This window comes from Flavobacterium sp. NLM (assembly GCF_002210235.1).
GTDB lineage: Bacteria > Bacteroidota > Bacteroidia > Flavobacteriales > Flavobacteriaceae > Flavobacterium > Flavobacterium panici.
Genome location: NZ_LIAC01000006.1, coordinates 192,916 through 217,104 on the forward strand (window position 1 = coordinate 192,916; position 24,189 = coordinate 217,104).

General features: G+C 32.7%; 19 protein-coding genes. All 19 read left to right on the forward strand.

All coding sequences use genetic code 11. The annotated features are described in order from the left end of the window. Positions 1-110: 110 nt before the first annotated feature. The gene (locus APR43_RS09585; protein ID WP_053472510.1) at positions 111-680 is read left to right on the forward strand and encodes a DUF3109 family protein; all 570 of its coding nucleotides are present in this window, start codon (positions 111-113) and stop codon (positions 678-680) included. Between the two features lie 337 nt (positions 681-1,017). Continuing rightward, a complete protein-coding gene (locus tag APR43_RS09590; RefSeq protein WP_053472511.1) occupies positions 1,018-1,995 on the forward strand; it encodes a ribonucleotide-diphosphate reductase subunit beta in 978 nt (325 codons plus the stop codon). A 266-nt stretch (positions 1,996-2,261) separates the two neighbouring features. Further along, a complete protein-coding gene (locus tag APR43_RS09595) occupies positions 2,262-4,655 on the forward strand; it encodes a ribonucleoside-diphosphate reductase subunit alpha (RefSeq protein WP_053472512.1) in 2,394 nt (797 codons plus the stop codon). 93 nt (positions 4,656-4,748) lie between these two features. Continuing rightward, positions 4,749-4,973 carry a hypothetical protein gene (locus APR43_RS09600; protein WP_053472513.1) on the forward strand — a complete coding sequence of 75 codons (225 nt, stop codon included), beginning with the start codon at positions 4,749-4,751 and terminating at the stop codon, positions 4,971-4,973. A gap of 49 nt (positions 4,974-5,022) precedes the next feature. Then, the gene (locus tag APR43_RS09605; RefSeq protein ID WP_053472514.1) at positions 5,023-5,229 is read left to right on the forward strand and encodes an addiction module protein; all 207 of its coding nucleotides are present in this window, start codon (positions 5,023-5,025) and stop codon (positions 5,227-5,229) included. Then, positions 5,230-5,529: a type II toxin-antitoxin system RelE/ParE family toxin gene (locus APR43_RS09610; protein WP_053472515.1), complete on the forward strand. Its 300-nt coding sequence runs from the start codon at positions 5,230-5,232 to the stop codon at positions 5,527-5,529. A 361-nt stretch (positions 5,530-5,890) separates the two neighbouring features. Beyond that, complete coding sequence (locus tag APR43_RS09615; RefSeq protein ID WP_053472516.1) at positions 5,891-6,718, forward strand: prephenate dehydratase; 828 nt, start codon at positions 5,891-5,893, stop codon at positions 6,716-6,718. 139 nt (positions 6,719-6,857) lie between these two features. Continuing rightward, positions 6,858-8,003, forward strand: a complete 1,146-nt coding sequence (locus tag APR43_RS09620) for a pyridoxal phosphate-dependent aminotransferase (protein ID WP_053472517.1) — start codon at positions 6,858-6,860, stop codon at positions 8,001-8,003. A gap of 9 nt (positions 8,004-8,012) precedes the next feature. Next, complete coding sequence (locus APR43_RS09625) at positions 8,013-8,582, forward strand: hypothetical protein (protein ID WP_053472518.1); 570 nt, start codon at positions 8,013-8,015, stop codon at positions 8,580-8,582. Between the two features lies 1 nt (position 8,583). After that, positions 8,584-9,441, forward strand: a complete 858-nt coding sequence (locus tag APR43_RS09630; RefSeq protein ID WP_053472519.1) for a prephenate dehydrogenase — start codon at positions 8,584-8,586, stop codon at positions 9,439-9,441. A gap of 13 nt (positions 9,442-9,454) precedes the next feature. Beyond that, positions 9,455-10,537, forward strand: coding sequence for a bifunctional 3-deoxy-7-phosphoheptulonate synthase/chorismate mutase type II (locus APR43_RS09635; protein WP_053472520.1), 1,083 nt, complete (start codon positions 9,455-9,457; stop codon positions 10,535-10,537). A gap of 218 nt (positions 10,538-10,755) precedes the next feature. Continuing rightward, complete coding sequence (locus tag APR43_RS09640) at positions 10,756-14,118, forward strand: VIT domain-containing protein (RefSeq protein ID WP_053472521.1); 3,363 nt, start codon at positions 10,756-10,758, stop codon at positions 14,116-14,118. Positions 14,119-14,256: 138 nt separating this feature from the next. After that, a complete protein-coding gene (rsgA, locus tag APR43_RS09645; RefSeq protein ID WP_053472522.1) occupies positions 14,257-15,234 on the forward strand; it encodes a ribosome small subunit-dependent GTPase A in 978 nt (325 codons plus the stop codon). Between the two features lie 163 nt (positions 15,235-15,397). Next, complete coding sequence (gene dtd, locus APR43_RS09650) at positions 15,398-15,850, forward strand: D-aminoacyl-tRNA deacylase (RefSeq protein WP_053472523.1); 453 nt, start codon at positions 15,398-15,400, stop codon at positions 15,848-15,850. A gap of 64 nt (positions 15,851-15,914) precedes the next feature. After that, positions 15,915-17,822, forward strand: a complete 1,908-nt coding sequence (locus APR43_RS09655; RefSeq protein WP_053472524.1) for a DUF3857 domain-containing protein — start codon at positions 15,915-15,917, stop codon at positions 17,820-17,822. A 20-nt stretch (positions 17,823-17,842) separates the two neighbouring features. Further along, a complete protein-coding gene (locus tag APR43_RS09660; protein ID WP_053472525.1) occupies positions 17,843-19,852 on the forward strand; it encodes a DUF3857 domain-containing protein in 2,010 nt (669 codons plus the stop codon). A gap of 2 nt (positions 19,853-19,854) precedes the next feature. After that, positions 19,855-21,768 carry a DUF3857 domain-containing protein gene (locus APR43_RS09665; protein WP_053472526.1) on the forward strand — a complete coding sequence of 638 codons (1,914 nt, stop codon included), beginning with the start codon at positions 19,855-19,857 and terminating at the stop codon, positions 21,766-21,768. Between the two features lies 1 nt (position 21,769). Continuing rightward, on the forward strand, positions 21,770-23,761 hold the full coding sequence (locus tag APR43_RS09670) for a DUF3857 domain-containing protein (protein WP_053472527.1): 1,992 nt from the start codon (positions 21,770-21,772) through the stop codon (positions 23,759-23,761). Between the two features lie 2 nt (positions 23,762-23,763). Beyond that, positions 23,764-24,090 carry a nucleotide pyrophosphohydrolase gene (locus APR43_RS09675; RefSeq protein WP_012022600.1) on the forward strand — a complete coding sequence of 109 codons (327 nt, stop codon included), beginning with the start codon at positions 23,764-23,766 and terminating at the stop codon, positions 24,088-24,090. The last annotated feature ends 99 nt before the right edge of the window (positions 24,091-24,189 follow it).

The following is a 24,189-nucleotide window of genomic DNA, read 5'->3' on the forward strand; positions in this document are numbered from 1 at the left end:
AATTATTCTTTGCGAATCTTTGTGAAAGCCTTTGTGAATCTTTGCGGTAAATTTTTTATCCGTTTTCTTTGACTATCTTTGCACTTTATAAATTAGCGTATTTTATTATCATGTTTCAGTTAGGGAAAACTATTGTTTCAGAGGATATTCTGGAAAAAGAATTTGTGTGCAACTTGTCAGCTTGTAAAGGGGCTTGTTGTGTTGATGGAGATGCGGGCGCGCCTTTGAATGAAGCAGAAACTAAAATCTTAGAGGAAATTTATCCAAAAGTGAAACCTTTTTTAAGAAAAGAAGGAATTGCTGCAATCGAAGCACAGGGAACCTGGGTTAAAGGAACCGACGGCGATCTTGAAACGCCGCTTATCGATAATAAGGATTGTGCTTATGTTATTTTTGATGGAAAAACCGCGCTTTGCGGAATCGAGCAGGCTTATAATGAAGGAATCGTAGATTGGAAAAAACCGGTTTCCTGCCATTTATATCCAATTCGTGTAAAAGACTTCACAGAATTTGCCGCCGTAAATTATGACAAATGGGATATTTGTGATGATGCTTGTTCTTTAGGAAAAGAATTAGAAGTTCCAGTTTATAAATTTGTGAAAGAAGCCTTGATTCGTCGTTTTGGTGAAGACTGGTATTTAGAACTTGAAAAGGTAGCTCAGGAACTTAAAAATTCTTAAAGATTAAAGTGTAAAAAATACCTTTTTGAGAAGGTCTGTTTTGACTCAAAAAAATAAAGTTTTACCTCAAAAAAAACTTTTTAAAACAATTTAAAATTTCTTGCTTTTTATATTTAAAAGTCTATATTCTACGGGGCTTCAAGGTGTAATTGATGTATTTAATGTGTTCATTTACAGTAAATTAATTATTGTATGAAAAATGTTTCAAATTTTAACCTTTGTTAAAAACTACATCAAATTGTGAATAAGTTTGGCTTTCATTTTTGGCGTGAAATGACAATCTTTGTAGTCTACTGAATTAGTAAAGTTTCAGTATAAAAATTTAACAAAATTTGTCATGTCACAAGTAGAGCCAATCTTACAAGAAAATAAAAATCGTTTCGTTATTTTTCCTATCAAACATCATGATATTTGGGAATGGTATAAAAAAATGGAGGCTAGTTTCTGGACTGCTGAAGAAATCGATTTGCATCAGGACTTGACAGATTGGAACAATAAACTTAATGATGACGAAAGATATTTCATTAAACACATTTTAGCATTCTTTGCTGCTTCTGACGGAATCGTAAATGAAAACCTTGCTGAGAACTTTGTAAATGAAGTTCAATATGCTGAGGCAAAATTTTTCTACGGTTTTCAAATCATGATGGAGAATATTCATAGTGAGACCTATTCTCTATTAATTGATACTTATGTAAAAGATGAAGCAGAAAAAGCAGAATTGTTTAATGCTTTAGAAGTTTTCCCTGCAATTGCTAAAAAAGCAGAGTGGGCTTTAAAATGGATCGAGTCTGATTCATTTGCAGAAAGACTTATTGCTTTTGCTGCTGTTGAAGGAATCTTTTTCTCAGGTGCTTTCTGTTCAATTTATTGGTTGAAAAAACGTGGTTTAATGCCAGGTTTAACTTTTTCTAATGAGTTGATTTCTCGTGACGAAGGCGTACATTGTGATTTTGCAGTTCACTTGCACAATCACCATTTGGTAAACAAAGTACCAAAAGACAGAATCAAAGAAATTATTGTTGATGCACTGGATATCGAAAGACAGTTTGTAACAGAATCTCTTCCGGTAAGTTTAATTGGAATGAATGCAGGTTTAATGACACAGTACCTGGAGTTCGTCGCAGATAGACTTTTGGTTGAATTAGGTTGCGAGCGCGTATATGGATCTGCAAATCCATTCGATTTCATGGACATGATTTCTCTTCAGGGAAAAACTAATTTCTTTGAAAAACGTGTTGCCGAGTATCAAAAATCTGGTGTGATGAACACAGACAGCGATGCTCAAAAAATTTCATTTGACGCAGATTTTTAGAACAACAGCATTTTTTTAATTCGGGATAATTTTATCTAAAGCCCGGATTAATTTTTACAGAACATTTTAGGTTAAATCTCTATCACCCAAATCGGAGATTTAATAGCAATTTTAACGGCTTTTCGGTTTGATATTCAAATTGGGAAAGGACAACTATTGAGAATCCTGTAATTCTCGAAAAATAATTTAAAAACACGCAATGTTTAAGGACTGGAATTCGTTTTCTAGTTACTTTCATTTATTCAATAACTTTAAAAAGTAAGCTTATGTATGTAGTAAAAAGAGATGGACACAGAGAGCCTGTAATGTTTGACAAGATTACAGAAAGAATCAAAAAATTGTGTTACGGCCTGAATGAGCTTGTAGATCCGGTTAAGGTAGCAATGAGAGTTATCGAAGGATTGTATGATGGAGTTTCTACTTCTGAATTGGATAATCTTGCGGCAGAAACTGCGGCATCTATGACTATTGCACATCCAGATTATGCACAATTAGCAGCTCGTGTGGCGATTTCTAATTTACATTCAAATACAAAAAAATCTTTCTCAGAAACGATGAAAGATATGTATCACTACGTAAATCCAAGAAATGGTCAGGATGCACCATTAATTGCTGATGACGTATTTAAAGTGATTCAGGAAAATGCTGCTTTTTTAGATTCTCATATCATTTATACAAGAGATTTTAATTACGATTATTTTGGTTTCAAAACCTTAGAGCGTTCTTATCTTCTTAAAATAAACGGAAAAATTGTAGAGCGTCCGCAGCACATGTTAATGCGTGTTTCAGTTGGTATTCACTTAGACGATTTAAAATCGGTAATTGAAACTTACGATTTAATGTCTAAAAAGTTCTTTACACACGCAACGCCAACGTTGTTCAACGCAGGAACTCCAAAACCTCAAATGTCTTCTTGTTTCCTTTTGGCAATGCAGGATGATAGTATTGATGGTATTTATGATACATTAAAACAAACCGCAAAAATTTCGCAGTCAGCGGGAGGAATCGGGCTTTCTATTCATAACGTTCGTGCAACCGGATCTTATATTCGTGGTACAAACGGAACTTCAAACGGAATTGTTCCAATGTTGAGAGTATTTAACGATACAGCTCGTTACGTAGATCAAGGTGGTGGAAAACGTAAAGGAAGTTTTGCGATTTATATCGAAACATGGCATGCTGATATCTTTGATTTTTTAGATTTAAAGAAAAACACAGGAAAAGAAGAAATGCGTGCAAGAGATTTATTCTTCGCAATGTGGACTTCAGATTTATTCATGAAACGTGTTCAGGAAGATTCAACATGGACTTTAATGTGTCCTAACGAATGTCCGGGATTGTATGATGTTTACGGAGATGAATTCGAAGCATTGTATACGGATTATGAATTTAGAGGAAAAGGAAGAAAAACAATCCGCGCTCGTGAATTATGGGAGAAAATCCTTGAATCACAAATCGAAACCGGAACACCATATATGTTGTACAAAGATGCAGCAAACCGTAAATCGAATCACAAGAATTTAGGAACAATTCGTTCTTCTAACTTGTGTACAGAGATTATGGAGTTTACTTCTAAAGATGAAATTGCAGTTTGTAACTTGGCTTCAATCTCTTTACCAATGTTTATTGAAAACGGAAAATTTGATCACGAAGCACTTTATAATGTTACAAAACGTGTAACTCGTAACCTGAACAAAGTAATCGACAGAAACTACTATCCAGTAAAAGAAGCAGAAAACTCTAACATGCGTCACCGTCCGGTAGGTTTAGGTGTGCAAGGTTTAGCAGATGCTTTCATTATGTTGCGTATGCCGTTTACAAGCGATGAGGCTAAAACATTAAACCAAGAGATTTTCGAAACATTATACTTTGCTGCTGTAACTGCTTCTATGGAAATGGCAAAAGAAGAAGGGCCGTATTCTACATTTGCTGGTTCTCCAATGTCACAAGGAGAATTCCAATACAATATGTGGGGAATGAAAGATGAAGAATTATCAGGCCGTTGGGACTGGGCTTCATTAAGAAAAGAAGTGGTAGAACACGGAGTTCGTAACTCATTGCTAGTGGCGCCAATGCCAACAGCTTCGACTTCACAAATTCTAGGAAACAACGAAGCTTTTGAACCATATACATCAAACATTTACACACGTCGTGTATTGTCTGGAGAATTTATCGTTGTAAACAAACATTTACTTCATGATTTGGTAGACAGAGGTTTGTGGAACGAAACGTTGAAACAAGAAATTATGCGTAATAACGGATCTGTTCAAAATATAGATGTGATTCCGCAAGATTTAAAAGAATTGTACAAAACAGTATGGGAAATGTCGATGAAAGATATTATCGATATGTCTCGTCAAAGAGGATATTTCATTGACCAGTCTCAATCGCTAAACCTGTTCATGCAGGATGCCAACTATTCTAAACTAACGTCAATGCACTTTTACGCTTGGCAGTCAGGTTTAAAAACAGGAATGTATTACCTAAGAACAAAAGCGGCTGTAGATGCGATTAAATTCACATTAAACAACGATAAAAAAGAAGAAACAGCTCCATCATTAGTTGCAGAAACTGAAGCAATCAGCGTTGAGGATTATAAAGCAATGCTTTTAAAAGCGCAAGCTGCAGATCCTGAGGATTGTGAAATGTGTGGGTCTTAATAATTTTAGATTGTAGATCTGAGATTTTAGATTTTTTTAATTATATAAAAGCAGTTATTGTAATGATAGCTGCTTTTTTAATATAAAGATTTTATGGCAAAAGTAATAATGGAAAGTTGGAGATACGGATTGCAGGTGGTATGTCTCACTAAATTGCAATATGAAAAGCTTGGTTTGTCTTTACTTGAATCTAAAACAAATGCTGATACGCTTTTAGAAGATCAGATAATAATTTTAGAAATTGAAGATGAAAATGTGGCTAGGGAATTTCTTGAAGAGGCGGATAGATTTGGTGTAAATTGTAGACTTTTAAGTTAATTAATTTGATTAAATTTGCAATATTGATAATACTAGTAATACTGATAATATGCAAATCAAAAACTTATCTAAGTATAGTAATGCTGAAAAAATTGTTTTAGCAGAGCAGTTGTGGGACAGTGTTTCTAAAGAAGATTTGGAAATTTCTGATGACGTAAAAAGGGAATTAGATATTCGTATACAAAATTTAGAAGAAGGAAAAACAGAATTATATTCTTGGGATGAGGTTAAAGCTCATTTAAAATCTTTGCGATAAGTGTATAAACTTCATTTTGTAAAAGAAGCTTTATTCGACATCGAAGATATTGTTCTTTGGTATGAAGAGCAAAGAATTGGACTTTCTTATGATTTTGAACTTTGTTTGGAAGCAGGAATTGATTCTATTTCAAGAAATCCTGATTTATTTCAAAAGAAGTATAAAAATATAAGAATGCATTTTATTTCAAGATTTCCTTATGGAATTCATTATCGAGTAGAAAAAGATCAAATATCTGTAATTGGTATTTTTCACACTTCTCGTTCTCCTAAAAATTGGTCTAAAAGGTTAGGGCTGTAAAAAACTCAGAACCTTAGCAACTCAGAATCTTAGCCCCTTAGAAAATCCTCATTGTAAATATCTCATTTTAAGCCCATATTTTTATATTATCATACAAAACGCCCTAAATTTGTTAAGAAATCCCTTTTTGTTTCATAAAATGCAATATTTTTTTTGGTGCAGTAAAAATAATTTATACATTCGCAGAGAATTTACAAAATAACACAAACAAAATGGCAACTAACCGTTTTTATTTTAGCAACAGTTTTTATTTCTTCTTTAGTAGAAGTCAGGATTGTGCTATGGTTATTTGAGAAATATTTCTAAGACAAATAAAACTAATATACAATCCTGATGCAAATCAGGATTTTTTTTTGAATATATGACAACGAAAATTGCAATACAAGGTATTAAAGGATCTTTTCATCATCAGGTTGTGAAGGAGTATTTCTCTGAAAATGTGGATATTGATGAATGTTTGTCTTTTGAAGAATTGATCGACAGCCTTATTGCCGGAAAATCAGATCAGGCGGTTATGGCCATCGAAAATTCAATTGCAGGACCAATTATTCCGAATTATGCTTTGATTGACAAGAATAATTTACACATTATTGGAGAGCATTATTTAAACATTCAGCAAAATTTAATGGCTTTAAAAGGTCAGAAAATTGAAGATATAAAAGAAGTTCACTCGCACCCAATGGCACTTTTGCAATGCATGGATTTCCTGAAACAATATCCAAATATCAAATTGATCGAGGATAAAGATACAGCCGAAACAGCTAGAAGAATTCAGGAAAAGCAGTTAACAGGAGTTGCTGCCATTGCAAGTGTAACAGCTTCTGAAATGTACGATTTGGATATTATTGCATCATCAATTCAAACGATTAAAAATAATATGACACGTTTCGTAATCATTAAAAAGCAAAATTCATTTTTGCCGGAAAGTGAAATCAACAGAGCGTCAATCAAATTTGAATTAGATCATAAAAGAGGAAGTTTGGCAGCAGTTTTAAATGTTATGAGTGACTGCAAACTGAATTTGACAAAAATCCAGTCGCTTCCAAAAATTGAAACACCTTGGAAATATTCATTCTTCGTAGACGTGACATTTGAGAAATACGAAGATTTTGCAAAAGCCAAAACGTTATTAAACATCATGGCAGAATATTTCAAAGTATTAGGAGAATATAAAAATACAAGACCTTAAAAAGGAAATTCCAATTTTTTTAAATTCCAAAGGGTTGAAATAATAAATTGTCAGGCTGAGCGAAGTCGAAGCCCACAAAGTTAGAAAGTTAAAAAAGAGCCTAAAGCATACAGCTTAAAGCCTAAAGAAATAAAAAAAAATGATTACAACAGCAAAAAGATTAGATACAGTTGAAGAGTACTACTTCTCATCAAAATTGAGAGAAGTTCGTCAGCTGATGTCTGAAGGAAAATCGATCATCAATATGGGAATCGGAAGCCCTGATTTGAGCCCTTCAAAAGTAGTAATTGAAGCAGTCGCTGCAGCAATTCAAGACGAAAACGGACATGGTTATCAAAGCTATCAGGGATTACCGGAAATGAGACAGGCGATGGCAGATTTTTATAAAGATCAGTTTGGTGTTGAGTTGAACCCGAATAATGAGATTTTACCATTAATGGGTTCAAAAGAAGGAATTATGCACATTTCATTAGCATTTTTAAATGAAGGAGATCACGTTTTAATTCCGAATCCAGGTTATCCAACTTATACTTCGGTAACTAATTTAGTTCAGGCAGTTCCGGTTTATTATGATTTAAAAGAAGAAAATGGATGGGAACCGGATTTTGAAGCTCTTGAAAAATTAGATCTTTCGAAAGTAAAAATTATGTGGCTTGGATATCCGCACATGCCGACAGGAGCAAGAGGAAGTTTAGCGTTATTTGAAAAACTGGTAGCATTTGCTAAAAAACACAATGTATTATTGATCAACGACAATCCGTATAGTTTTGTTTTGAATGATAACCCAATGAGTTTATTGCAGGTTGAAGGTGCAAAAGATGTGGCTTTAGAATTGAATTCATTAAGCAAAACCTTCAATATGGCCGGCTGGAGAGTAGGAATGGTTTTAGGAAATCCTGAAATTATCGATGCGGTTCTAAAAGTAAAAAGCAACATGGACAGCGGAATGTTCTACGGAATTCAAAAAGGCGCAATCGCCGCTTTAAAATGTGATAAATCCTGGTTTGAAGACCAAAACAAAATTTACAGACGCCGTAGAGAATTAACAGAAAAACTAGCAGAGAAATTAGGCTGTAAAGTTTATAAAGAAGGAGTAGGTCTTTTTGTCTGGGCAAAACTTCCGGAAGGAATAGCATCAGCAGAAAAGTTCATTGACGAAATATTATATGAGAAACATATTTTTATTACACCGGGAACAATCTTCGGAAGCAATGGTGAAGGATATATCAGATTCTCATTGTGTGTGAAAGAAGAAAAAGTACAAGAAGCGATTGATAGATTTTAATATAATATTATGGGAAATATTTGGTTTTTGAGAACAGATAAAATGACACACATAAAGGATATTTCTACAGATAATCCATTTATTTATAGCCAACATGGAGTTTGTGCAGAAAAAGAAATTAATAAACTTCAAAGTGTTATAGAATTTAAAAAACAAATTTTTCCGAAAGCATTAATTTCAGGACGTCAAATACGAAATATTGTTTATGAAATTAAAAACGAATTAATTAAAGATAGATATATAACCTACGAACCAAAACAATGTGATTACTTTATTTGGTGCTGGATTAGTGGGATGGATATTGGTGATATAGTTGTTGTAAGAAATTCTAAAAATGAAATTTTCATATGTGAAATCAATGACTATGTTTCTGAAAAATTTTTAGATGAAAATGGATATTTTGGAAGATCAGTTAGAATTATAAAAGAATGGAAAAAAGAAGCAGAAGCAACAGAAATAAAAGAAATTATTCATAGAATATTAGGAAGAAGAACGCTGGAGAGAAATGCAAATAATGTTGTGAAAAAAGTAATAGAAAAGCACATAGAAGGGGAAGTAGGAAATAAACGATGGAAGTAAAATGAAAGTATACGTAATAGGAATAGGATTAATAGGCGGTTCGATGGTGCTGGACATCAAAGACCAACATCCTGATTCGACGATTTTTGGAATCGACAGCAACGAAAAACATTTGCAGGAAGCCATTGATTTAGGAGTTATCGACGAAGCAGGAAGTTTTGAAGATTTGGCTGAAGCCGACTTTGTAATCGTTTCGGTTCCGGTTGATGTGGCGCTCACGGTTTTGCCTAAAGTTTTGGATTCGGTTGGAGATAAAACAATTGTTTTTGAAGTTGGATCGACGAAAAAGCCAATTTGTGAAGCAGTAGCAAGTCATCCAAAAAGAAGAAATTTTATTGCCACACATCCAATAGCAGGAACGGAGTTTTCAGGACCTTCGGCGGCAATAAAAGGTTTGTTTAAAGGAAAAACAAATATTATTTGCGAAGTGGAAAAAACCACTTTTAAATTGCAGGAAAAGGCGTTAAAGCTTTTCAGCGAAATAGGAATGAGGATTCGATATATGGACCCAACTTCGCACGACAAACACATTGCTTACGTTTCGCATTTGTCGCACATTAGTTCGTTTATGCTGGGTAAAACGGTTATGAATAAGGAAAAAGACGAACAGGATATTTTTGATATGGCTGGAAGTGGATTTGAAAGCACCGTTCGTTTAGCAAAAAGTTCTCCCGCAATGTGGACACCGATTTTTAAGCAGAACAAAGAACACGTTCTGGAAACATTAGAGGAATACATTTCAAATCTCAGTAGGTTTAGGGATTTGTTGAAAGATGAAAATTACAACGCCATTTTTGAAGAAATGGAAAGCACAAATAAAATAAAAGAGATATTAAACGGATTAACAATTAAAAAGTAAACTATAAATTAAGATGGAAAATAAAAAAGAAATGAGAAAGTGGTTAGAAGATTTCAATTTAAATCACCCACTTGTGATAGCTGGACCATGTAGTGCAGAAACAGAAGATCAAGTATTGAAAATTGCTCACGAATTAAAAGATTCAAAAGTTAGTGTATTCAGAGCAGGAATCTGGAAACCAAGAACGCGTCCGGGAGGATTTGAAGGTGTTGGGGAAATTGGTTTAAAATGGTTACAAAAAGCTAAAGCTGAAACTGGTTTATTAATGGGTACTGAAGTTGCAACTGCGGCTCACTGTAAACTAGCTTTAGAACATGATATCGACGTTTTATGGGTTGGTGCCCGTACAACTGCAAACCCTTTCGCGGTTCAGGAAATTGCTGATACTTTAAAAGGAACTGATAAAATCGTTTTGGTTAAAAACCCTGTAAACCCGGATTTGGCTTTATGGTTAGGTGGTGTTGAGCGTTTACACATGGCTGGAATCGAGAAATTAGGAGTTATTCACAGAGGTTTTTCTACTTACGAAAAAACTAAATACAGAAACATTCCAGAATGGCAAATTGCTATCGAATTACAAAATAAATTCCCTGATTTACCATTAATCATCGATCCATCTCACATTACAGGAGATCGTAAAATGATTTTTGAAGTAACGCAAGAAGCTTTAGATTTGAACTACGATGGTATGATTATCGAAACGCACTTCGATCCAGACAATGCTTGGTCTGATGCTGCGCAGCAAGTTACTCCAGATGCTTTGAAACAAATCATCAAAGATTTGACGATCAGAAAAACGGATGATACTACAGATGAGTACAGCCAAAAAATGACTAAACTAAGAGCTAACATCGACGTTCTTGATGCTAACTTATTAGAATTGTTAGGAAAACGTATGAAAGTAGCTGACGAAATTGGTCAGGTGAAAAAAGATGCAAACGTTGCAATTCTTCAAAACAATCGTTGGAACGAAATCTTAGGAAAGATGATTTTAGAAGGTGAGAAAAAAGGTCTTACTGAGGAGTTTGTTTTGAGAATGTTCAAAGCAATTCACCAGGAAAGTATTGGTCACCAAGAGAAGATTTTCAACGCATAATTTTTTCTAAAACCATATAAGTTATATAAATGTTATAAGTTTTATTTGATTTTTGTAAATCCAATTATTAGATTTTCTTATATCACTTATATCGTAAAATTTTATAATCTCCATTGTCGTAAGGCTTTGGAGATTTTTTTTGGAAAATAAGTATTATCCTCCCAACCTTTTGATGTTTTTTGTTCTCTATATCAATATACAACCTTAACTTTCACGTTATGAAATCTAAAACCAATGTTTTTATGCCAGCAATGTTTCAAGTTAACTTCAAATTTTTATTTTGTTTTATACTGTTTTTAGGAACAAAAACTTTTGCACAAAGCCCTGAACTAAATGTTAAAGGTGATGATGCTGAAAAAGTGAGAATGAACAAACTTTTAGTCAATGTAAAAGTTGTGGGGAATATCGCTTACACCACTGCCGAAATGCATTTTTTTAATTCTGGAACTCGACAGATGGAAGCAGAACTTATTTTTCCGTTACCGGAAAATGTTTCGGTTTCAAGATATGCCATTGATATCAATGGAAAAATGAGAGAAGCCGTTCCTGTAAATAAAAATAAAGGGAAACAGGTTTTTGAAGCAATCGAACACCGTCGCGTTGATCCGGGATTGTTGGAGAAAGTAGATGGAAATAATTTCAGAACAAGGATTTATCCTTTAATGCCAAATGGAGAACGAACTGTAATAATTGGTTACGAAGAAGAACTTTCGGCTTTTGATAAAGATAATCTGGCGTATCAATTGGTAAGTCGTTTTCCGAGAAAATTAGATCAGTTTGAAATTAATGTTTCGGTTTTAGGAACTTCAATAGCACCAACCGTTACTCAGAATTCAGGAAACGAAATTGTCTTTTCAAAATGGAATCAAGCTTTTCAGGCTTCAGTTAAAAAAGAAAATTACCAGCCTGCAGAAAAAATAGTGCTAAAAATTCCGATACAGCAAAGCATTCCGAGTGTTTTGATGCAGGACGTTGGCGGACAGCATTATTTTTACGGAAATACTTTTATTGAAGGAAATAAAACGACCAAAAAGGTACCAGCTTCAATTGGATTAATTTGGGATAATTCTTTAAGCTGTCAGAACAGGGATGTAAAGAAAGAATTGAATTTACTGGATGCGTATTTTCAGAAAATAAAAAACACAAAAGTTACGCTGTGCTTTTTGAATTATACTTTTGACAAACAACAAGAATATATTGTTTCTAACGGAAATTGGGATGCTTTAAAAGCAGTTTTAGAGAAAACAAAATACGATGGAGGAACACGTTTTTCGCAGCTGAATTTTACTGGTCAGGATGAATATTTGTTTTTTACAGATGGATTATCTTCTTTAAGTGAAAATCTTCTGCCAAAAACTAAAAAAACAATTTATACTATCACTTCTTCAGTGTCTGCTGATTTTGCTTTTCTGAATTATTCAGCAATGCAGACTGGTGGTAATTTTATCAATTTAAATCAGATCAATACTGAAATCGCTTTGGATAAATTGACAAATACAAATTTGAAATTTTTAGGAATAAAAGAAAATTTAACCGTGACTGATTTGTTTCCAATAGAAGGAACTTCAGTTTCAGGGAATTTTAGTTTTTCGGGAATTTCTTTAAATCCAAAAAACGAAATCACTTTATTATTCGGATATAATAATGAAGCTGTTTTAGAAAGAAAAATTACGCTTGATGGTACTATCCAAAACACTAATGATGTAAATATTGAAAAACTTTGGGCACAGAAAAAAATAGCCAATCTTGATTTTGAATATGCTAAAAATGCTGATGAAATTGAACTTTTGGGAAAGAAATACGGCATCATTACTAAAAATACTTCGTTGATTGTTTTAGAAGATATTCGCGATTATATTTCGTATGATATTATTCCGCCAGCAGAATTACGTGCTGAATTTGACAGAATTAAAAAACAGGAACACGATACTAATTTGGCTCAGCAAAAAAGTAATTGGGACAATATAGACAGTTATTTTAACGGATTAGATAGTTGGTGGAAAAAAAATATTAAGTATAAAGGACAGAAAATAGCATCTAAGTATAAACACAAAGGACAAGTTCTACTGCCACCACCGCCACCGCCGCCAGGGGCAAGAGGTAGAGATGCGGATATAACAATTGGAAGTGAAACTATAAAAGGAGATCCAGATGCTGTTTTGACAATAGATGAACCGATTGGGGCAGGGTCAGCAGCAGAAATGGTTATTGAGGAAGACAATAATGTAATTCAGACATCTCCCGCATCGTCTGCGCCAAAAGCTGATCAGGTAAAATTTGTTGCGCCTACAGTTACTGAAATAAAAGATAAAAAAGTTGGAAGTGAAGTAATACAAAGAGAGACAAATGCTGCTAAATCACAAGAAACAATTGTTGTAGGATATGGAACTCAAAAAAAATCAGATGTTGTTGGTGCTATTTCAGAAGGTATTTCAAAAAATAGAGATATTCCACAAGATTCAAATCTAGATCAGGGATATTTAGCCGGAGATTCAAAAAAGCCTTTAATTATAGTTGATGGTCAGTTTTATGAGGGTGAATTCACCGATTTAAAGTCAGATGATATCGATACCGTAGATGTTTTGAAAGATGCTTCGAGAATTGCTTCTTATGGCAGCAGAGGGGCAAATGGAGTTATTATAATAACAACGAAAAAGCAGTCTTCAAATAGTGGAGTTGTCCAAACAAAAAGTTGGAATCCAGATCGATTGTATTTAAAAGCTTTAGCAAAAGCTCCAAAAGAAAAACAATACGATTTGTATTTAGAATTAAGAAAAGCACAGGAAAGAAATCCAAGTTTTTATTTTGACGTGGCGCATTTCTTCTACAATCAGGGAGATGTTAAAAAAGCATTATTGATTATCAGTAATATTGCCGATTTAGGTTTAGAAAATCATCAGCTTTATAAAACACTAACTTATACTTTACGCCAATGGAAAGATTATAATGATACAGTTTTTACCGCAAAACAAGTTGCAAAATGGAGAGAACATGAGCCACAAAGTTTAAGAGATTATGCATTGACTCTTGAAGATGCTGGAAAATATCAGGAAGCTTTTGATCAATTAATTAAAGCTTTGGAAGTAAATTATTACGGAGAAATGGACGGGCAGTATGAAGGTGTTGAAGATATTATTTTAATGGATATTAATCGATTGATGGCAGAGCATTCAGGTTTGAAAACAGGAAAACTTGATAAAAAATATACAACAAAAAAGCCAGTTGATATTCGAATTATTATGAACTGGAACCAAATGGATGTCGATTTAGACTTGCATGTTATTGAACCAACAAATGAAGAATGTTACTACAGCCATACTTCAACACAAATTGGAGGAAGATTTTCTAAAGATTTTACAGAAGGTTATGGCCCGGAACAATATATAATTCGAAATGCTGTAAAAGGTAAATATCAAATTAAAACCAATTATTTTGGAGAAACAGAATTAACTGAAAATGGCCCAGCTACAATTATGGTTGAAATTTATACAACTAAGGCAGGTAAAACATCCAGAACTTTAAAAACAATTCAGCTTGGAAAAGTGAAAGAAAATGAAGTTTTAGCTGAAATAGTCTGGTAAGATTCATAAATTCAAATTAGAGATTTCAAATTTAAAAGGCGAAGTTGCGTTGTTCAATTCTAAAAACGTAATTTTGCCTTTTATTTTTTAGTTATAAGAGCAATCTAAAATCTAAAATCTACAATCTAAAATTAAAGAATGACAGGAATCGTATATAAATCTACAGGAAGCTGGTACACCGTAAAATCTGAAAAAGGTGATTTTATTGAGTGCCGTATGAAAGGGAAATTCAGAATGAAAGGTATTAAAAGTACCAACCCAATTGCTGTAGGCGATATTGTCGATTATGAATTAGAAGAAACTTCGGATGCCTTAACGGGAACGATTCATAAAATTCACGAAAGAAAAAATTACATCGTTCGTAAATCAGTTAACTTATCCAAACAGATTCATATTATTGCATCAAATATTGATCAGGTTTTTTTACTGATTACTATTGATAATCCACCAACTACAACAAGTTTTATTGACCGTTTTCTAGTTACTGCCGAAGCATACGGAATTGAAGCTGTTTTGATTTTCAACAAAATCGATACGCTCAATGAACAGACTTTAGACGATCAGCTTTACTTACAGCATATTTATACCGAAATTGGATATAAATGCCTCCGAATTTCATCAACAGAAAATAAAGGAGTTGATAAACTTAAAGAAATGATGGTTGGAAAAGTAAGTATGTTTTCAGGACATTCGGGAGTTGGGAAATCAACTTTGGTAAATGCGATGGAACCAAGTCTGCATTTAAAAACAACTGTAATTTCAGAACAAAGCAAACAAGGACAACATACAACTACTTTTGCCGAAATGTATGATTTATCTTTTGATGCGCGAATCATCGATACTCCGGGAATTAAAGGTTTCGGAATCGTTGATATGGAACCATCAGAAATCAGCGGTTATTTTCCGGAATTTTTCAAACTGAAAGACCAATGCAAGTTTAACAATTGTCTCCATAAAGAAGAACCGCATTGTGCCATAAAAGCAGCTCTAGAAAAAGATGAAATTGCATGGTCACGTTACAATAGCTACCTTAAAATTCTTGAAGGCGATGAGGAGCATTATCGTACTGATATTTATGGTGATGATCGTGCAGCGAGTGACGAAACGAGAAAATAATTAAATTCCAATTTTTTTCAAATTCCAAATTCCAAACAAAAAAATCACACAACGTATTCAAATGTATAGATCCACTGCGGTGCATCTAACGCTAGAATTTAAAATCTGTTTAATCCGTGTAATCTGTGGCCTATAAACTACGCCGCATTAGATCAAAATAAAAATGAAAATTGTTCTTCAAAGAGTTTCCGAGGCATCAGTAACCGTTGACGGTCAAAAAACAGCCGACATTAAAAAAGGATTATTAGTTTTAGTTGGAATTGAAGATGCCGACACTCAGGAAGACATTGACTGGCTTGTCGGAAAAATTATAAAAATGAGAATTTTTGGTGACGAAAATGATGTTATGAACTGCTCGGTTCAGGATGTTGACGGAGAAATTATTGTTGTCAGTCAATTTACACTTCATGCTTCTACAAAAAAAGGAAACCGTCCATCTTATATAAAAGCTTCAAAACCGGAGTTTGCAATTCCTATGTATGAGAACTTTATAAAAGCTTTAGAAAAAGAATTTGACAAAAAGATACAAACCGGAATTTTTGGTGCCGATATGAAAGTCAGTTTGTTAAATGATGGTCCTGTAACGATCTTAATCGACAGCAAAAACAGAGAGTAAAAATAAACTCAACAAATGTTAAGAATTTCTAAAAATAATATATATTTGACGAAATTACTGACTAATGAAATCTACCTGTTTTAGGCTTTTTTTTATCTTATTTTCCCTTATTTCTTCTGCCCAGAAGACTAATTATTCTACAGTTACTATTGCCGATAGTCTTAAACAAAATGCTAATGCTGTTGTTCGATTAGATCAAATGGATATTGTTATTGCTTCACAAAGAAGTATGAATATCAAAACCCAAAGAGTGGTTTCTGTTTTAAATGAAAAAGGTTTAAATGATATTGATGCCTATGCACATTATGATAAAACGACTTCAATAAAAAGTATTGAAGCTGTAGTTTATGATGCATTAGGAAATGAAATAAAAAAAATCAGGAAAAAAGAGTTTAGAGATCAAAGTGCAGTTAGCGGCAGTACGCTATTTTCAGATAATCGGGTACTTTATTTAGACTATACTCCAATCTCATATCCTTTTACAATTGTTTACACCTGTGAAACGGAAACTTCAAATACAGCTTTTATACCGCAATGGTATTTCCTGAGTGCTTATAATCTAAGTGTTGAGAAATGTGTTTTGAATGTTACTTTTCCTAAAGAATTGGGATTTAAAAAGAAAGAGTTCCGATTTGATGGTTTCAATATTAAAAAAACGGCTGATACAGATACTAATTTAAGTTATACAGCAACAAATATTGTGGCTCAGAAACAAGAAGATTTAAGTCCTTCTTACGGAGAGCTTTTTCCAAAAGTTATGATGGGATTAGAAAATTTTCACTTGGAAGGAGTTGACGGAAAAGCGACTACATGGGAAGCATTTGGAAAATGGTACGGAGAGAAAATCTTAAATGGAACCACTGTTTTACCCGAAGAAACAAAAGTAAAAATAAAAGCACTTGTAGGAGACGAAAAAGATCCTGTCAAGAAAGCTAAAATTATTTATGATTATGTTCAAAAAAAATCCAGATACGTAAATATTGCAGTTGGTATTGGCGGGTGGAAACCTATGTTTGCCAGCGACGTAGATCGTTTAGGATATGGAGATTGTAAAGCATTATCAAATTATACAAAAGCACTTCTTGAGGTTGTAGATGTTCCATCTTATAATACCATTTTATACGGAGATCGTTATAAGTTAGATATTCAGTCAGATTTTGTTTCGATGCAGGGCAATCATATGATTCTTGCTGTTCCAAACGGTAATAATTATATCTGGTTAGAATGTACAAGTCAGGATGATCCTTTTGGATATCAGGGAATTTTTACAGATGATCGTGATGTTTTGGTAGTAAAACCAGAAGGGGGAGAAATTGTTCGTACTAAAATTTACGATGATAAAGGAAATACTCAGGAAGGAAAAGGAACTTATACAATTGATGAAAACGGCAACTTTTCTGGTGTTTTAAAAATTGCATCGCAAGGAAGTCAATATGCTTCAAAGTCAAGAGTTGAAACCATGCAACCAAATGAAAGAGAAGAACATTATAAAGACTATTGGGATAATATCAATAATTTGAAATTGGGCAAAATAACTTTTACAAACGATAAGGAAAATGTTCGTTTTATTGAAGATGCTCAGATTAATGCTTCAAATTATGGAACAATTTCCGGTACTAAAATGATGTTTGTGGTTGATGCTTTTAATCAATATACAGGAAGTATAAAACGAATCAGAAACCGTAAAAATCCATTTCAAATTCAGCGTGGATATTTAGATACAGATGAAATCGAAATCAATCTTCCAGCAGGTTTTTCAATAGAATTTCTGCCTTCAAACTTTGAATTAAAAGGCAAATTTGGAGAATATAAAACCGAAATTATCAAAAAAGACAACAATAAACTGATTTACAAACGCTCTATGTTTGTTAATAAAGGAAAATATTCAAATAAAGAATATGATGAATACCGTCTTTTTATAGAGCAGGTATCAAGAAACGACAATGCAAAAATTATATTAAACAAAAACTAACCAAAATCAAAAATAAAATAATGAAAATCAAGATTTTTAGCCTGGCAATTCTATTGTTGTTTATTTCAAAAGTAAATGCGCAGGAATTTAAATTAGGAAAAGTTTCTATAGAAGAACTAAAACAAAAACAACATCCAAAAGATACATCAGCAGTCGCAGCAATACTCTTTGAAAAAGGTGAAAATACTTTTGATTATGATGAAGATCATGGTTTTACAACCCAGTTAGAAGTATCCGTTAAAATTAAAATTTATAAAAAAGAAGGATATGACTGGGCAACAAAAAAAGTAAGATATTATACAGCGGGCAATGGCACAAAAGAGAAAGTTTTTGTGAATGATGCTGTAACATATAACTTGATTAATGGAAAGGTCGAGAAAACAAAATTAAAAAGTGAGGGTGAATTTGAAAAAGTAATTAATAAATATTGGTCTCAAAAAGTATTTACAATGCCAAATGTTAAGGAAGGTTCTATTGTTGAATTTCGTTATATAATAAAAAACTGTAGTATTGGAAGTCCACGGGATTGGTATTTTCAGAATCAGATCCCTGTGAATTATTCAGAATTTAGAATGAATGTTCCTGAATATTTTGTTTATAATAATAGTTTTAAAGGATTTATCAGTCCAAAAATAAGTGTGGAGAAAATAAATAGATCTATTTCTTACACCTATAGAGAAGGTAAAAACGGAGTTGTTAGTGCAAGTACATCACAAGAGAAATTAGACTTTTTAGAAACAAGAACAACATATATTGCAGAAAATCTACCGGCGTTAAAAGATGAAAACTTTATTAATAATATTGATAATTACACTGTCAGTTTGAGCCAGGAATTATCAATGACAAAATATCCGCATAGTCCAATTAAATCATTCTCATCAGATTGGAATTCTGTTGCGAAAACAATTTATGATTATGATGATTTTGGTGCAGAACTAAATAAAACAGGTTATTTTGAAGATGATTTGAAAAAATTGCTTACAGGTTTAAAAACGCCTGAAGAAAAAATATGGGCTATTTTTAATCATGTGAAATCTAATGTAAAATGGAACGATTATTATGGGTATAGTTGTGATAATGGTGTTAAAAAGGCATACAAAGAAAAAACAGGAAACATTGCAGATATAAATCTGATGCTTACTGCAATGTTACGTTATGCGGAGCTAACAGCAAACCCAGTTTTAGTAAGTACACGTTCTAACGGAATTCCATTATTTCCTAACAGAACTGCATTTAATTATGTTATTGCGGCAGTAGAAACTCCAAATGGAAATGTTTTACTTGACGCTACAGATAAATTTTCAACTCCCAATATCCTTCCTTTAAGAACATTAAACTGGAATGGTCGTTTGATTAGAAAAGACGGAAGTTCTGAGCAGATTGATTTAATGCCGCAAAAAGTCTCAGGCGATAATGTATTTATGAATTATGCAATTGATGCCGAAGGGAAAGTTACAGGAAAAACCAGAAGACAATATACAGATTTTAATGCAATGGTTGCGAGAGATAATATTAGTAGTTTCAAGGAAGAAGAATATCTTGAAAAACTTGAAAATCTAAATAATAAAATTGAAATCAGCGAGTATTCTAAAACAAATGAAAAAGACATTTTATTGCCTTTAATTGAAACATATTCTTTTGCAGGAGCAAATTTATGTGAAATTATTGCTGATAAGATTTATGTGAATCCAATGCTCTTTTTTACAGAAGATAAAAACCAATTTACACAAGAAGTTAGAGAATATCCTGTAGATTTTAGTTATCCATTTGCTGACAAATATAATATCACAATTCAAATTCCTGAAGGTTTTGCAGTTGAAACTTTACCTGCTCCGGCTGCTATAACTATGGAAGATAACCTTGGTGCTTTTAAATTTAATATAGCAGCTAATGGAAATTTTTTACAATTATCAGTTATACATCAAATAAACGAAGCAATTGTATCTGCTGAAAAGTATGAAATGCTAAAAGAATACTACAAAGCAATGGTAGCAAAAGAGACAGAAAAAATAGTTTTAAAAAGAATCTAAGTATGAAATTTTCAAGTTCAGTATTTATCTTGTTTTTTCTTTTTATTGTAAAGGTACAATCCCAAAACTACGAGTTAGGAAAAGTAAGTATTGCTGAACTTGAAGAAAAAGTACATCCTCTCGATTCAGGAGCGGTTGCAGCAATTTTATTTTGTAAAGGAGTTTCTAAAATTGACAACAGTGATTCACATACAACTATCCAGATACGAATAAAAATTTACAAAAAAGAAGGATATGATTGGGCTAATGCGCAATTCGCATTTCCGACTGGAAAATCAAACACAATTAGTCTAACAGATGTTTTTACATACAATTTGGCTGACGGAAAGATTATAAAATCTAAATTAAAACCGGAAAGTGAATTCATAGACAAAAACAATAAAAATTATTGGTTGAAAAAAATCACTTTTCCAGATGTAAAAGAAGGATCTGTTATCGAATATAAAATTAAAAGCTATGGAGGAGGTATTCGAGATTGGGATTTTCAAAAAAGTATTCCGGTTAATTATTCAGAATTTAAAACAATAATTCCTGACGCATTTATTTTTAAAAGAAATATTACAGGCTTTTTTATTCCAAAAGTGACTACTCAAATAGCAAGTAATACTTATACTTATTTAGCAAAGGAAACGACCTATTGTCTTCAAAATCTGCCAGCCATGAAAGAGGAAGACTACGTTAACAATGTAAAAAATTACTGCGCTTCTATTTCCCACGAACTAGAAACCATTTCTATTCCGGGAAGTTTTTTTAAATCGTTTTCTACAGATTGGCCAACGGTTGCAAAAACAATTTATGAATATGAAGATTTTGGTCCGGAATTAAATAAAACAGGTTATTTTGAAGAAGATATTAAATTGCTTTTAGAAGGGAAAACAAAACCCGAAGATAAAATGGTAACGATTCTTAATTATGTAAAATCTAATATAAAATGGAATAATTATTTAGGATATGGGTGTGAGAAAGGGGTAAGAAAGGCTTATAAAGAGAAATCAGGAAATTGTGCGGACATTAATTTAATGCTCACCGCAATGCTTCGTTACTCAGGTTTAGAAGCAAATCCTGTTTTAATAAGTACCAGATCTAATGGAATTAATTTTTTTCCTAGTACCCAAGGCTTTAATTATGTAATAGCTGGAATAGAAACTCCAACAGGAATTGCTTTGTTAGATGCAACAGATGAATTTTCAACTGTAAATGTTCTGCCTTTAAGAGATTTAAACTGGGTGGGGAGATTAATTCGTAAAGATGGAACTTCAGAAACAGTAGATCTAATGCCTAAGAAAAACTCCAACGACCTTGTTTCTATGATTTTTGATGTTAAAGAAGATGGAAAAATAGAAGGAAAAGCAAGAAGACAATACTCAGATTATAATGCATTCAATTTTAGGACAAAAACAGCTAAAGAGAATGAAGAAAATTATATTGAGAAAATTGAAAATGAAAACGGCAAAATTGAAGTAAGTAATTACAAAAGAATAAATCAAAATGAAATTTCAGAACCAGTTTCAGAATCATTTTCTTTTACAGGATCAAATCTTTCTGAAATAATTGGAGATAAAATATATATAAACCCTATGCTTTTTTTCTTAAATGAAAAAAATCCTTTTAGACAAGAAAAAAGAGAATATCCAGTCGATTTTGGATTTCCTTTTGCAAAACGATACGCTATCATAATTAAAATTCCGGCTAATTTTACAGTCGAAAATTTGCCAAAATCATTAAACTTAGTTATGGAAGATGATTTGGGAGTTTTTAAATTTGATGTTGCAGTTGCAGGGAATACATTGCAGTTGTCAATTGTGCATCAAATCAACGAGGCTATTTTTCCGGTAGGAAAATATGAAATGCTCAAAGAATATTATAAAACTATGATTGCAAAGGAAAGTGAAAAAATAGTATTAAAAAGGATATAATATGAAGCTGCCAAAATTTTTAATTGCTATAATTTTCTTTGTTTTTATCGTAAAAGCCAATTCTCAAAACTATCAATTAGGAAAAGTAACGGTTGCCGAACTTCAGGAAAAAGTGCATCCAATAGACAGCAGCGCTTCAGCGGCCATATTATTTAAAAAAGGCAGAACTTATTTTAGTTATAATAAAGATGCCGGGTTTACGGCAAATCACGTCTGTGAGGTCAAAATTAAAATTTACAAAAAAGAAGGATTAAAATGGGCAGATCAAAAAGTCCGGTTTTATATAGGTTATGAAAACTTAAACGAAGACCGATTAGAATTTTCAGATGCAATTACATACAATCTCGAAAATGGCACCGTAGTAAAAACCAAGCTGGAAAATCAAGGAGCATTTAAGAAAAAAATCAATAATTACTGGAAAGAAAAAGCCATTACGCTGCCCAATGTAAAAGTGGGTTCAATTATCGAATATAAATATATTTTGAAATCTGAGAATATTGTAAAATTCCCTGACTTTGATATTCAATACGATATTCCGGTTAACTACTTTTATTATAAAACAGAAATACCGGAATTTTACATTTATAAGCCAATTTTAATAGGAGGGATTCCGCTGGAAAACGATTCTAAGTTTTCTACAGGAAGCCAGTCATTTGAAAACGAACACAATCAAACCAATTCATTTTCATATCGACAAATCGAAGCCTATTATTCAGGAAAAAATGTCCCGGCTTTGTATGAAGAACCATATGTAAATAACATAGAAAATTACAAAGGAACAATTAAGCACGAGCTGGAAAGAGTAAGAATGCCGGAACAACCCGTAAAAGATTATACGATGACTTGGGAAGGTGTGGCAAAAACAATTTTTAAAGATAACAGTTTTGGGAAAGAACTTAATGAAATGAGTTTTTTAGTCGAAGATGTAAAACGCTTAATTGGAAATGTAGAATCTCAAAATGAAAGACTGAATCTGGTTTTTACCTATGTTCAAAACAAAATGAACTGGAATGAAAACTACGGTTATTATACAGATAAAGGAATTAAAAAAGCATATACAGACCAAACAGGAAATGTAGCCGAAATTAATTTCATTTTGATCAATATGCTTCGACTGGCAGGAATAGAAGCAAGTCCGGTTTTAGTAAGTACAATCGAAAACGGACTTCCTGTTTATCCCACCAGAACCGGATTTAATTATGTCATTGCTGCTGCAGAAATTGACGGAAAACAATTTCTACTAGATGCAACACACAAATATACCTCTCCAAACATTTTGCCTTTAAATGTTTTGAACTGGAAAGGAAGACTTATAAAAAATGACGGAACTTCACTAGAGATCGATTTAGAACCTTCAAATCCTTCTAAAGAAAGTTTTAATTTGATGGCAAAAATTGCTCAGGATGGAAAGATGAGCGGACAGGTCAGAATTCTTCGAACAGATTATGATGCCTATCATTTTAGAATAGAAAACGCAACTAAAACCCAAGATAATTATCTTGAAAAATTTGAAGCAGAATTAGGAAATTTAAGTATTTCAAATTATAAAATTGAGAACCAAAAATCAAATATTAAAGATCCTGTTTTAGAAACTTTTTCTTTCACATCAGGCAGCCAGTCGGATATAATAGGAGGGAAAATTTTCGTAAGTCCGTTATTGTTTTTTACAAGAACCAAAAATCCATTTAATCAGGAACAAAGAGTTATGCCGGTTTATTTTGGATATAAAAATCAGCAAAAATATAATGTCAATATCGAAATTCCAGAAGGTTTTCAAGTACAATCTCTGCCACAGCCTATTAGAATTGTGACAGAAGATAAAAATATAATCTATTTGCTAAATTTTTCTGCCGAAGGAAATAAAATTCAAATAACCTGCGCAAAAGAAATTAACAGCAGTATTTTTGCAGCGGAGCAATATGCTGGACTGAAAAATATTTTTCAAAAAGTTGTTGCCAGTCAAAATGAAAAAATTGTCCTAAAAAAAATGTAATCATGGATTTGAAAAATGCACAACTAGACGTTGATACCTGGATAAAAGAACACGGAGTTCGTTACTTTAACGAATTAACCAATATGGCCCAGCTTACAGAAGAAGTAGGTGAAGTTGCCAGAATTATAGCCCGTCGTTACGGAGAACAATCTGAAAAAGAAAGCGATAAAAATAAAGATTTAGGCGAAGAATTGGCAGATGTTGTCTTTGTAGTTTTATGCCTGGCCAATCAAACCGGAATCGATTTACAAGCCGCTTTTGATAAAAAAATGGACTTAAAATCGGTTAGAGATAAAGATCGTCACAAAAACAACGATAAATTGAAATAATTGTGAAATATCAATGGTGAATTTTGAATTATGAATGAGGAGTGGTAAATTGCAGGCTCGAATTAAATTACACATAATTCGCAACTCATAATTAAAATC